Here is an 11,888-nt window from a genome sequence, read left to right on the forward strand (position 1 = left end):
TCCCTCGGAAGAGGGTTGGGGTGAGGGGTTCTGCGATTCACGCAAGACTCACTGGGAGCCCCCATGTCCTTCACCCAAGATTCCACCTACGACTACCTCATCGTCGGCGCCGGCTCCGCCGGTTGCGTGCTGGCCAACCGCCTGAGCGCCGACCCGTCGGTACGTGTCTGCCTGCTGGAAGCCGGCGGCAGCGACGCCAGCCCGCGCGTGCAGACCCCGGCCGGCACCATCACCCTGTACAAGAGCAAGGTGTTCAGCTGGAACTTCTTCTCCGCGCCGCAGAAGCGCCTGAACAACCGCTCGCTGCACTGCCCGCGCGGCAAGGCGCTGGGTGGTTCCAGCTCGATGAACAGCATGATCTACATCCGCGGCCACGCCTCCGACTACGACCGCTGGGAAGCCGAAGGTTGCCCCGGCTGGGGCTGGAAGGACGTGCTGCCGTTCTTCAAGAAATCCGAACGCAACCTGCTCGGCCAGGACCCGGCGCTGCACGGCACCCTCGGCGAACTGGTGGTGGACAAGCCGCGTGACCCCAACCCGCTGTCCAGCCTGTTCATCAAGGCTGGCGAACGGATCGGTCTGCGCCGCAACGATGACTTCAACGGCCGCGAGTTCGAAGGCGTTGGCATCTACAACGTGACCCAGAAGGATGCCAAGCGCCTGAGCAGCTACCGCGCCTTCGTCGCGCCGCTGCAACGCCCGAACCTCACCGTGCTGACCGAGCGCCAGGTGGGCCGCCTGCTGCTAGAAGGCGAGCGCGTCACCGGCATCGAACTGCGCAGCGGCGAACGTCTGCTCGCGCGTCGCGAGGTAATCCTCACCGCCGGCGCCCTCGGCTCGCCGCAGATCCTGCTGGCCTCCGGCATCGGCCCGGCAGCCGAGCTGAAAGCCGCCGGCATCCCGGTGAAACACGACCTGCCGGGGGTGGGCAAGAACCTCCAGGACCACCTCGACGGCCTGGTTACTGTGCGTTCGCCGAGCCCGCTGAGCCTGGGCTTCTCCCTCGGCTCGCTGCCGCATATCCTGCTTTCGCCGTTCAAGTACCTGCTGGCGAAGAAGGGCTGGCTGACCACCAACTACGTCGAGGCCGGCGGATTCGCCCGTACCCCTCTGGCGGATGGTCTGGCTGACGTGCAGTTCCACTTCGTGCCCGGCTACCGCAGCCACCGTGGCCGCCTGTTCGAATGGGGCCATGGCTACGCCGTGCACACCTGCGTGCTGCGGCCGAAAAGCATCGGCGAGCTACGGGTGAAGCCCGGTGGCGACATCGAGATCGACTACAACTTCCTCGCCAACGAGGAAGACGGCCGCGTGCTGGTGGAAGGCGTGAAGCTGGCGCGCAAGATCCTCGCCCAGCCGGAGTTCGACAGCATCCGTGGCGCCGAGATGCTCCCCGGCCCGCAGGTGCAGACCGATGAGCAACTGATGGAACACCTGCGCGAATACGCCGCCACCGTGTTCCACCCGGTGGGCACCTGCAAGATGGGTGAGGACCCGCAGGCGGTGGTCGACCTGCGCCTGCGCGTTCACGGCCTGAAGGGCCTGCGCGTGGTGGACGCGTCGATCATGCCGACACTCATCAGCGGCAACACCAACGCACCCTGCATCATGCTCGGCGAGCGCGCGGCGGCGATGATCCTGGAAGAGAGCAGCGCGACGTCGGCTGCTCCCGCCCAGGCAGTCCCGGCCTGATAGCGCAGTGGTAGGGCGAATAACCTGGAACAGGTTATCCGCCGTTTTCTGCGCCCTACGACGGCATCCCCATTGGCTCTGCCGTCACCGGGAAGCTCATTCGTAGGATGGGCGGAGCTTGCGATACCCATCGGCGAGTTTGCCGGTGATCGATGGGTATCGCTTCGCTCCACGCCATCCTACGCGGTGCCCCGGTCAATCTTGTGGATAACGGATCTAGAGCCCCAGATCGCTGAGCGACGGATGATCGTCCGGCCGGCGGCCCTGCGGCCAGCGGAACAGGCGCTCGTCCTCGCTGATCGGCAGGTCGTTGATACTGGCGTGACGCTCGAACATCAGGCCGTTCTCGTCGAAGGCCCAGTTCTCGTTGCCGTAGGAACGGAACCAGTTGCCCGAGTCGTCGTGCCACTCGTAGGCGAAGCGCACGGCGATGCGGTTGTCGGTGAAGGCCCAGAGTTCCTTGATCAGCCGATACTGCTGTTCGCGCACCCACTTGGCAGTGAGGAACTGGACGATCTGCTCGCGGCCCTGGACGAAGGTCGCGCGGTTGCGCCAGCGGCTGTCCGGCGTGTAAGCCAGCGACACGCGATGCGGATCGCGGCTGTTCCAGCCGTCCTCGGCGAGGCGGACTTTCTGGATGGCGGTTTCGCGGGTGAAGGGCGGCAGAGGGGGACGGGCTTCGCTCATGGTGGTCTCCAAAGGCAGTGAGGGTTTGAACCTGATCTGCATACTCCGCCCGGCCCCGAATGGGGTAAATGACGGTAATCCCACAGATATTGCCAACTTGCTTTTCGTAGCAGCGGAACTCCAGAAACGTAGGGCGCATAACCCGGAACGGGTTATCTGCCATGGCGGATAACGCCGTAGGCGTTATGCGCCCTACAGGTTTCAGGCTTTGGCAGCGACCTTGCGCAACCCCACGCGGTCCTGGCTCGGGCACACCCCGAACTTCGCCCGGTAGCTGCGCGACAGGTACGAGGGCGTCTCGAAGCCGCAGGCCACGCCGATCTCCAGCACGCTCATGTCGGTCTGGCGTAGCAGCTGGCGCGCCTTGTCCAGGCGCAGGCCGAGGTAGAAGTTCGATGGCGTGTCGTTGAGGTGCAGGCGGAACAGGCGCTCGAGCTGGCGCCGGGTCACCTGGATGCGTTCGGCCAGCTCCAGCGTCGACAGCGGTGGCTCGGTGTGACGCTCCATCTCGCCGATCACCTGCACCAGCTTGCGGTTGTTCACCCCGTAGCGGCTGGCGACCTGCAGGCGCTGGTGGTCCTGGCGGGTGCGGATGCGCCCGACCACGAACTGCTCCGAGACCTGCACCGCCAGCTCCGGCCCGTGGGCCTGGGCGATCAGGTCGAGCATCAGGTCGATGGATGCGGTGCCGCCGGCTGAGGTGATGCGCGGCCCGTCGATCTCGAACAGCTCCTGGGTCGCCTGCACCTGTGGATAAGTCTCCCGGAAGGCATCCAGCGCCTCCCAGTGCACCGTGCAGCGCTGGCGCTGCAGCAGCCCGGCCTCGGCCAGCACGAAGCTGCCGGTGTCGATGCCGCCCAGGGTCACGCCGTCGCGGTCCAGGCGCTTGAGCCAGTGCAGCAGCGCCGGGGTGCAGGCGCGCAGCGGCTCGAAGCCGGCCACCACCAGCAGGGTGTCGCCCGCGCGCAGCGCTTCCAGGCCACTGTCGGCGTTCATCGACATGCCGTTGCTGGCCAGCACCGGCCCACCGTCCAGGCTCATCAGGTGCCAGCGATACAGCTCGCCGCGAAAACGGTTGGCCACCCGCAGCGGCTCCACGGCGGAGACGAAACCCATCACCGAAAAACCGGGCAACAGCAGGAACCAGAAGTCTTGGGACATGGCGGGTACCGTGCAATTGGGGGCAGCGTAGTGGCCGCTGAGCCCATGCTTATGAACCAAGGACGTCGCCCTGGCAATCGGGGAGGTCGCTGCTGTGCAAGAGCTGGTCGCCGCAGTGCGATCCACCACCCCTGCAGCTGCGTAACTTGATCACCACAGCCCCCCGTGAGGGGCCGCATGACACACAACAACGATAACCAATGCCGCAAAGGCCTTGAGGGAGAAGTCATGAAGCTATCGATCCAAGCGCTCGGCTGTGCCGCGCTCATGCTCGCCGCCAGCACCAGCTGGGCCGCAGAGCCCGCCCAGTGCCAGAACGTGCGCATGGGCACGGTGAACTGGACCGACGTGGTGGCCAGCAGCGCCGTGGCCGAGGCCGTGCTCGACGGCCTGGGCTACAAGGTCAAGCAGACCAGCGCCTCGCAGCAGATCATCCTGGCCGGCATGGCCGACAAGCAGCTCGACGTCTTCCTCGGCTACTGGCAACCGACCATGCAGCCGGTGGCCAAACCCTACCTCGACAAGCAGCAGATCGACGTGATCACCCCGCCGACCCTGCCCGACGCGCAGTCCACCTACGCCGTGCCCAGCTATGTCTACGACGGCGGACTGAAGACCTTCGCCGACATCGCCAAGTTCAAGGACAAGCTGAGCAACAAGATCTACCTGATCGAGCCCGGCAGCGGCTCCAACCGCATCACCGCGAAGATGATCGCCGACGACAAGTTCGGCCTGAAGGGCTTCCAGATCGTCGAGTCCAGCGAGGCCGGCATGCTCACCGCGGTCAAGCGCGCCATCAAGCGCAAGCAGTGGGTGGTGTTCTTCGGCTGGAAGCCGCACCCGATGAACCTGCAGATCGACATGAAATACCTCACCGGCAGCGACGACGTGTTCGGCCCCAACGAAGGCTCCGCCACCGTCTCGATCATGACCGCCGGCGGCTACCAGGCGCAGTGCGGCAACGTCGCCAAGCTGCTGCACAACCTCAAGTTCAGCAGCGAGCAGGTGAGCCAGGTGATGGTGCCGATCCTCGACCGCAGCCAGCCGGTGGACGCCGCCAAGGCCTGGCTGAAGCAGAACCCCGAGCCGCTCAAGGCCTGGCTCGACGGCGTGACCACCTATGACGGCAAGGACGGCCTCGCCGCTGTCCAGGCCTCGCTGAAATAGCGCCCGGACAAACAACTCCCACCAGCAACTCCCTGCGCGCCGCCCGGCGCGCAGTGGGTTCGTTCGACCCGAAGAAGGACAGCCACCGTGAACCATGAAGTGATAGTCACCTGCGCGGTGACCGGCGCCGGCGATACCGTCGGCAAGCACCCGGCCATTCCCGTCACCCCGAAGGAAATCGCCGCCGCCGCCATCGAGGCCGCCAAGGCCGGCGCCACCGTCGCCCACTGCCACGTCCGCGACCCGCAGACCGGCAAGCCCAGCCGCGACGTGAACCTCTACCGCGAAGTGGTCGAACGCATCCGCGAGAGCGACACCGACATCATCATCAACCTCACCGCCGGCATGGGCGGCGACCTGCAGATCGGCCAGGGCGAGCAGCCGCTGGAGTTCGGCGCCGGCACCGACCTGGTCGGCCCGCTGGAGCGCCTCAAGCACGTCGAGGAGCTGCTGCCGGAAATCTGCACCCTGGACTGCGGCACCCTGAACTTCGGCGACGGCGACTTCATCTACGTCTCCACCCCGGCCCAGCTGCGCGCCGGCGCCAAGCGCATCACCGAGCTGGGGGTGAAGGCCGAGCTGGAAATCTTCGACACCGGCCACCTCTGGTTCGCCAGGCAGATGCTCAAGGAAGGCCTGCTGGAAGACCCGCTGATCCAGATCTGCCTCGGTATCCCGTGGGGCGCCCCGGCGGACACCACCACCATGAAGGCCATGGCCGACAACATCCCCGACGGCCTGACCTGGGCCGGCTTCGGCATCGGCCGCTCGCAGATGCCGATGGTCGCTCAGGCCATGCTGCTGGGCGGCAACGTGCGGGTCGGCCTGGAGGACAACATCTGGCTGGACCGCGGCGTGCACGCCAGCAACGGCCAACTGGTCGAGCGCGCCATCGAGATCATCGAGCGCCTCGGCGGCCGCGCCCTGAGCCCGGCCGAGGGGCGCAGGAAGATGAACCTCAAACCCCGTTGATTGCGAACCGTAGGGCGAGTAACCCGGAACGGGTTATCCGCCGCCGAACTGGATCGGCGGATAACGCTGCGCGTTATGCGCCCTACGAAGAACCCGACGCCCCGCCCACTTTCCGGAGCCACCCATGTCCTTCATCACCCAAATCAAGACCTTCGCCGCCCTCGGCAGCGGCGTCATCGGCAGCGGCTGGGTCGCCCGCGCCCTGGCCCATGGCCTCGACGTCATCGCCTGGGACCCGGCTCCCGGCGCCGAAGCCGCGCTGCGTGCGCGCATCGCCAACGCCTGGCCTGCCCTGGAAAAGGCCGGCCTCGCCCCCGGCGCTTCGCCCGATCGCCTGCGCTTCGTCGCCACCATCGAAGAATGCGTGCGTGAGGCCGACTTCATCCAGGAAAGCGCCCCCGAACGCCTCGACCTGAAATGCGAGCTGCACGCGAAGATCAGTGCCGCCGCCAAGCCCAACGCCCTGATCGGCTCCAGCACCTCGGGCCTGCTGCCCAGCGAGTTCTATGCCGACGCCACGCACCCCGAGCGCTGCGTGGTCGGCCACCCGTTCAACCCGGTCTACCTGCTGCCGCTGGTGGAAGTGGTGGGCGGCGCGAAGACCGCGCCGGAAGCGGTGCAGGCCGCCATCGAGGTCTACCAGTCCCTCGGCATGCGCCCGCTGCACGTGCGCAAGGAAGTCCCCGGCTTCATCGCCGACCGCCTGCTCGAAGCCCTCTGGCGCGAAGCGCTGCACCTGGTCAACGACGGCGTCGCCAGCACTGGCGAGATCGACGATGCGATCCGCTTCGGCGCCGGCCTGCGCTGGTCCTTCATGGGCACCTTCCTCACCTACACCCTGGCCGGCGGCAACGCCGGGATGCGCCACTTCATGGCCCAGTTCGGCCCGGCGCTGCAGCTGCCCTGGACCTACCTGCCCGCCCCGGAGCTGACCGACACCCTGATCGACCGCGTGGTGGAAGGCACCGCCGAGCAGCAGGGCAGCCGCAGCATCGCCGAGCTGGAGCGCTACCGCGATGACTGCCTGCTGGCGGTGCTCGGCGCCATCAAGGAGACCAAGACCAAACACGGCTTCGCCTTCGCCGACTAACCTCTCATTTCACCGCCCGCTCCGGACGGCCCCCTCTCTCTTCAGGGGGGGACGCCTAGTTAGAGGGTTGGGGAGAGGGGACCTGAATAGAGAGCCGAAAATGCACGCCCTGAAAACCTACGAAACCCCCATCCTCGCCGAGTGGACCGACTACAACGGCCACCTGCGCGACGCCTTCTACCTGCTGCTGTTCAGCTACGCCACCGACGCCCTGATGGACCACCTCGGCCTCGACGCCGAGCACCGCGCGGCGACCAACGATTCACTGTTCACCCTCGAGGTGCACCTCAACTACCTGCACGAGGTGAAGGAGGGCGAGAGGGTCGAAGTGCGCACCCAGCTGATCGCCCACGACCGCAAGCGCCTGCAGGTTTTCCACAGCCTGCACCGCGCTGGAGAAGACCTCGCCCTGGCCGCCAGCGAACAGATGCTGCTGCACGTGAACCTCGAAGGTGGCGCGCGCTCGGCGCCCTTCGAAGGCGTCGTGCTCGAGCGCGTGCTGGCGCTGGCCGAGGCCCATCGCCCATTGCCGCGCCCGGACTACGTCGGCCGCGTCATCGGCCTGCCGGGCTGAGCGGACATGAGCCGGCGCTATCCGCTGTCCGATGCCATGCAGGCCTTCGTCACCGAGACGGAGGCCCACCCACTGGAAGGCCCCACGCTCGACGCCCAGCGGGAAAACTACGAGCGCATGGCCGCCGCCTTCGCGCCGCCGGTTCCGCCGGGCCTGCTGGTCCGCGACGTACAGCCTGACGGCCTGGTGGAGCTGCGCCTCTACCGGCCCGAAGGCGCACCGCCGGCGAATGGCTGGCCGACAATTTTCTACATCCACGGTGGCGGCTGGGTACTGGGCAACGCCCGCACCCACGACATGATCTGCATTCCCCTGGCCGCCGAACTGGGCGCGCTGGTGGTCGCCATCAGCTACCGGCTGGCGCCCGAGCACCCTTATCCCGCGGCCCTCAACGACTGCCTCGACACCTGGCGGCGGATTCACCGGGACGGCCTCGGCGAGCCTGTGGATAAAACCCGTATCGCGGTCGCCGGCGACAGCGGCGGCGCCAACCTCGCCGCCGCGCTGTGCCTGGCCCTGCGCGGTAGTGGTGAAGCGCTGCCGCTGGCCCAGGCGCTGATCTACCCCGCGCTGGGCAACCTCGACACACCCTCGCGCACCACCTGCGCCGACGCACCGCTGATGACCAGTGCGGCGGTGGACGACTACCTCGCCGCCTACCTCTCGCGCCCCGCCGACCGGCGCGACCCGCTGGCGCTGCCGCTGCTCGCCGAAGACCTCAGCGGCCTACCGCCGGCCTTCATCGCCGTCGCCCAGTTCGACCCGCTGCGCGACGACGGCGCGCTGTACCGCGACCGCCTGCGCGAAGCCGGCGTGGCGGTGGATTACTTCCCCGGTGCCGGACTCGTCCACGGCTGCCTGCGCGCCCGGCGCGTGGCGGAAGTGGATGCCCTGCGCGGCGCCCTGATCGCGGCCCTGCGCCGCAGCCTGAGCTGACAAGGAGAAGAGCATGGAAACGACGCTGGAACGTCCCACCATCGCCGACTGGCGCACTTATCCACAGACCGCTGCGCTGACCTCGTTGCGCCCGCAGGCCAACCGCCTCGACCTGATATGGGACGACGGCCGCGTCAGTCCCTTCCATCACCAGTGGCTGCGCGACAACTGCCCGTGCGGCGACTGCGTCTACGCGGTCACCCGTGAGCAGGTGCTGGAGATCATCGACGTGCCCGCCGATCTTGCGCCCGAACGGGCCGCCATCGAACTGGGCTATCTGTGTGTGCACTGGAGCGATGGCCACCGCAGTCAGTACGACCCGGGCTGGCTGCGCGCCCACGCCTACGACGATGAGTCCCGCGCCGAACGCCTCGCCGCGCACCAGACCACCCGCGCCTGGCGCCGCGACTTCGAGGTGCCGGTGTTCCAGCACGACCAGTTGATGGACGACGACTCGGCACTGCTGGAATGGATGCTCGCCCTGCGCGACCTCGGCCTCAGCCGCGTGGATGGCGTGCCCACCGCGCCCGGCTCCCTGCACCGCATCGCCCAGCGCATCGCCTTCATCCGCGAGACCAATTTCGGTGTGCTGTTCGATGTGAAGTCCAAGGCCGCGGCCGCCGACAGCAACGCCTACACCGCCTTCAACCTGCCGCTGCACACCGACCTGCCGACCCGCGAACTGCAACCGGGGCTGCAATTCCTGCATTGCCTGGTGAACAACGCCGACGGCGGCGACAGCGTGTTCGTCGACGGCTTCGCCATCGCCCAGGCACTGCGCGACGAAGCGCCGGAAGACTTCCGCACGCTCTGCGAGATGCCCATCGAATTCCGCAACAAGGACCGCCGCAGCGACTACCGCTGCCTGGCGCCGGTGATCGCCCTGGACGCGCGGGGCGAGATCAGCGAAATCCGCATCGCCAACTTCCTGCGCGGCCCCTTCGACGCCCCGGCCGAGCGCATGGATGCGCTGTATCACGCCTGGCGGGCGTTCCTCACGCTCACCCGTGACCCGCGCTTCCGTCTGCAACAGAAGCTGCGCGCCGGGCAGATGTGGTGCTTCGACAACCGCCGCACCCTGCACGCCCGCACCGCCTTCGACCCGGCCAGCGGCGAGCGGCACCTGCAGGGCTGCTACATCGACCGCGACGAACTGCTGTCACGCATCCTGGTGCTGCAGCGCGAGCGGTGAAGCGGCGCAAGCCGGACAAAAAAATCCCCTGCGGCGCCCGACGCGCGGCAGGGGACAAATCGAGCCGGTTCGGGCTCTCAGTGTGCGAGGCCCCGCAGCTGGCGCCGGTGCCGGCTGCGGGGTATGGAAGCCAGTCTGCGCGTCGCGTCGCCGCCTCGGTTAGCCGAAAACGACCTGCGCTTGCCCGCCGCGGACATTCCGTCGGACAGATGCTTGCCGCGCCCCGCCGGGCTTACCAGAATCGATGCAGACCCCTGCCGCTCCCAAGGAGACCCGCGATGATGCACGCCGACCTGATCGACCAGGACGATTTCCGCGAACGCCTGCAAGCGCTGGGTTTCGCCGTGCCGCCGGGCATCACCGCCGAGCAGGCCTGCGAATACGCCGTGCGCGGCCTGACCCCGGAGCGCTCGCTGGCGCTGCGCCGCCTGGTGGAGGAAATGCTCGCGGGGAATGCGACCCTGCTGCCCGCCGTGCGCGAGGCGATCTCCCGGCAATTGCTGCCGGCGCTGGTACCCAAAGTGTGACAATCAGGCGCACAGGCAAGCATCGTTTGTGCGCGGCATCTCCCAGAAAATGGGAAATGGCTTACAGTTCGTCGGGGTAATGGCCTAAGGGCATCATGTATCAAATATGATCCAATTCGTCTTTTTGGATGAACTGGCCGCCTGGCCAGAAGACAGGGATCGTAAGGATGCATGCTCTCTACCGTGGCTGGATGCCCGTCCTGGCATTCTGCTGTGCCTCGGCAAGCTTTGCCGCGCCACTCCCCTCACCGGGTGACAACGACCTTCAGCGCCAGCGCCAGGAACAATTGCTGCGCGAACAGCAGAAGCGCCTGGAAGAGCTCAAGCAGCTCCCCGGCAAGGCACCGACCGAGGCGCCGCCGACCACCGCGCCGGACACCCGTTGCTTCACTGTCCGCAGCATCAGCCTCGAAGGCGCCGAGCACCTCGACGCGCGTTCGCGCGAAGCGCTGCTGGCGCCGTACCAGGGCCAATGCCTGGGCGTGAACCAGCTCAACGAGCTGCTCAAGGGCATCACCGACCACTACCTCTCGCGCGGCTTCGTCACCACCCGCGCCTACCTGCCGCAGCAGGACCTCTCCAGTGGCGAGCTGAAGATCATCGTGGTCGAGGGCCGCCTCGAGGGCTTCGACCAGTCCGAGCTGGCCAGCGAGCGCGAGCTGGCGATGACCTTCCCCGGCACCACCGGCGAAGTCCTCAACCTGCGTGACCTGGAACAGCTGGTCGACCAGATCAACCGCCTGCCCTCGCGCCAGGCGCAGATGGAACTGGTACCGGGCAAGGAAGTGGGCGGCAGCCGCGTGCAGCTCAAGGGTGAGCGCAGCAAACCCTGGCGCGTCTCCGCCAGCCGCGACAACAACGGCGACGCGACCTCCGGCGAACAGCAGGCCGGCGTCGGCCTCGACTGGGACAGCCCGCTGGGCCTGGCCGACCAGTTCGGCCTGCGCTACGGCGAGGACGTGGTCAGCGACCACTGGAAGCACTCCGACAACCAGAGCCTGTGGTACAGCGTTCCCTACGGCTGGTGGACCTTCAACTACAGCTACAGCCGCAACTACTACCGCACCCGCAACGAAGACGCCGGCTTCGCCTTCAAGTACGACGGCGACAACGAGACCCACCAGCTGGGCGCCGAGCGCGTGCTGCACCGCGACGACGTGAGCAAGACCGGGGTGAACTTCGGCCTCAGCCACCAGCGCACGCGCAACTACATCGACGACACCCTGCTCGACGTCTCCAGCACCCACCTCAGCGAATTCAACCTGGGCTTCAACCATGGCCGGCGCATCGGCAGCGCCTTCGTCAACGCCGACATCGGCTGGCAGCGCGGCATCGGCGCCTTCGGCGCGCAGGATGACGAGCATGGCGCCCCGCACGGCAGCCCCACTGCCCGCTACAACAAATACAGCCTGACCCTGAGCTACCTGCAGCCGTTCACGCTGTGGGAGCAAGCCTTCAGCTTCGAAAGCCTCGCCACCGGCCAGCACAGCGAAGACCTGCTCTACAGCCCGCAGCGCATCAGCCTGGGCGGCCTCAGCTCGATCCGCGGCTTCAAGGACCAGACCCTCTCCGGCGACTCCGGCTACTACTGGCGCAACCAGCTGCGCTGGCGCCGCGCCGTGACCTGGGAGCCGCTGCTGCCCTGGGTGCAGGAGTACGGCGTGGCCTACGCCTACGACTTCGGCGCCATCGAGCACGGCCAATACAACCCGGGCCTCTCCGGACGCATGAGCGGCCACGGCCTGGAGTTCAGTGCGCGCGGGCAGTACGCCGCCGCCTCCGTGACCCTGGCGCGCTCCCTGGAGCGCCCCGACATCATCGAGCGACGCGAGCACCCGGTGTATTTCCGCGTCGACCTCTTCTTCTGAACCGATTCGCTCTTTAGCTAGT

At 67.3% G+C, this 11,888-nt stretch carries 11 protein-coding genes; 9 read left to right on the forward strand and 2 right to left on the reverse strand.

Annotated features, from left to right (window positions below):
* The first annotated feature begins 63 nt into the window (after positions 1-63).
* Positions 64-1,692, forward strand: coding sequence for a GMC family oxidoreductase (locus tag IB255_RS14200; RefSeq protein WP_081519021.1), 1,629 nt, complete (start codon positions 64-66; stop codon positions 1,690-1,692).
* A gap of 216 nt (positions 1,693-1,908) precedes the next feature.
* Here IB255_RS14200 and IB255_RS14205 read toward each other — a convergent pair whose 3' ends face one another.
* Both IB255_RS14205 and IB255_RS14210 read right to left on the reverse strand, forming a co-directional pair.
* Positions 1,909-2,379: a DUF1348 family protein gene (locus IB255_RS14205; RefSeq protein ID WP_081519022.1), complete on the reverse strand. Its 471-nt coding sequence runs from the start codon at positions 2,377-2,379 to the stop codon at positions 1,909-1,911.
* A 201-nt stretch (positions 2,380-2,580) separates the two neighbouring features.
* Positions 2,581-3,540, reverse strand: a complete 960-nt coding sequence (locus tag IB255_RS14210; protein WP_081519023.1) for a GlxA family transcriptional regulator — start codon at positions 3,538-3,540, stop codon at positions 2,581-2,583.
* 228 nt (positions 3,541-3,768) lie between these two features.
* On the opposite strand from IB255_RS14210, the gene IB255_RS14215 reads away from it, so the two are divergent.
* The 8 genes from IB255_RS14215 to IB255_RS14250 all read left to right on the forward strand — a co-directional run bounded on the left by IB255_RS14215 (position 3,769) and on the right by IB255_RS14250 (position 11,866).
* Entirely contained in the window at positions 3,769-4,707 is a 939-nt protein-coding gene (locus IB255_RS14215; RefSeq protein ID WP_192210499.1) for a choline ABC transporter substrate-binding protein, read from the forward strand.
* Positions 4,708-4,794: 87 nt separating this feature from the next.
* Positions 4,795-5,679: a 3-keto-5-aminohexanoate cleavage protein gene (locus IB255_RS14220; RefSeq protein ID WP_151188814.1), complete on the forward strand. Its 885-nt coding sequence runs from the start codon at positions 4,795-4,797 to the stop codon at positions 5,677-5,679.
* Positions 5,680-5,803: 124 nt separating this feature from the next.
* A complete protein-coding gene (locus tag IB255_RS14225) occupies positions 5,804-6,769 on the forward strand; it encodes an L-carnitine dehydrogenase (RefSeq protein ID WP_192210500.1) in 966 nt (321 codons plus the stop codon).
* A 100-nt stretch (positions 6,770-6,869) separates the two neighbouring features.
* Positions 6,870-7,343, forward strand: coding sequence for a thioesterase family protein (locus IB255_RS14230; RefSeq protein WP_151188813.1), 474 nt, complete (start codon positions 6,870-6,872; stop codon positions 7,341-7,343).
* A 6-nt stretch (positions 7,344-7,349) separates the two neighbouring features.
* A complete protein-coding gene (locus tag IB255_RS14235) occupies positions 7,350-8,279 on the forward strand; it encodes an alpha/beta hydrolase (RefSeq protein WP_192210501.1) in 930 nt (309 codons plus the stop codon).
* A gap of 13 nt (positions 8,280-8,292) precedes the next feature.
* Positions 8,293-9,471 carry a gamma-butyrobetaine dioxygenase gene (locus tag IB255_RS14240; protein WP_192210502.1) on the forward strand — a complete coding sequence of 393 codons (1,179 nt, stop codon included), beginning with the start codon at positions 8,293-8,295 and terminating at the stop codon, positions 9,469-9,471.
* Between the two features lie 278 nt (positions 9,472-9,749).
* The gene (locus IB255_RS14245; RefSeq protein WP_081519030.1) at positions 9,750-9,998 is read left to right on the forward strand and encodes a hypothetical protein; all 249 of its coding nucleotides are present in this window, start codon (positions 9,750-9,752) and stop codon (positions 9,996-9,998) included.
* 167 nt (positions 9,999-10,165) lie between these two features.
* Positions 10,166-11,866 (forward strand): ShlB/FhaC/HecB family hemolysin secretion/activation protein, encoded by a 1,701-nt coding sequence (locus IB255_RS14250; protein ID WP_225594828.1) that lies wholly within the window; start codon positions 10,166-10,168, stop codon positions 11,864-11,866.
* The last annotated feature ends 22 nt before the right edge of the window (positions 11,867-11,888 follow it).

Source organism: Pseudomonas sp. PDM22 (assembly GCF_014851965.1).
Lineage (GTDB): Bacteria > Pseudomonadota > Gammaproteobacteria > Pseudomonadales > Pseudomonadaceae > Pseudomonas.

Bases quoted from the DNA above. Each gene is read 5' to 3' on its own strand.
- IB255_RS14240 (WP_192210502.1), top strand. From the start codon at position 8,293: ATGGAAACGACGCTGGAACGTCCCACCATCGCCGACTGGCGCACTTAT.
- IB255_RS14245 (WP_081519030.1), top strand. From the start codon at position 9,750: ATGATGCACGCCGACCTGATCGACCAGGACGATTTCCGCGAACGCCTG.
- IB255_RS14210 (WP_081519023.1), bottom strand. From the start codon at position 3,540: ATGTCCCAAGACTTCTGGTTCCTGCTGTTGCCCGGTTTTTCGGTGATG.
- IB255_RS14200 (WP_081519021.1), top strand. From the start codon at position 64: ATGTCCTTCACCCAAGATTCCACCTACGACTACCTCATCGTCGGCGCC.
- IB255_RS14250 (WP_225594828.1), top strand. From the start codon at position 10,166: ATGCATGCTCTCTACCGTGGCTGGATGCCCGTCCTGGCATTCTGCTGT.
- IB255_RS14230 (WP_151188813.1), top strand. From the start codon at position 6,870: ATGCACGCCCTGAAAACCTACGAAACCCCCATCCTCGCCGAGTGGACC.
- IB255_RS14235 (WP_192210501.1), top strand. From the start codon at position 7,350: ATGAGCCGGCGCTATCCGCTGTCCGATGCCATGCAGGCCTTCGTCACC.
- IB255_RS14225 (WP_192210500.1), top strand. From the start codon at position 5,804: ATGTCCTTCATCACCCAAATCAAGACCTTCGCCGCCCTCGGCAGCGGC.
- IB255_RS14215 (WP_192210499.1), top strand. From the start codon at position 3,769: ATGAAGCTATCGATCCAAGCGCTCGGCTGTGCCGCGCTCATGCTCGCC.
- IB255_RS14205 (WP_081519022.1), bottom strand. From the start codon at position 2,379: ATGAGCGAAGCCCGTCCCCCTCTGCCGCCCTTCACCCGCGAAACCGCC.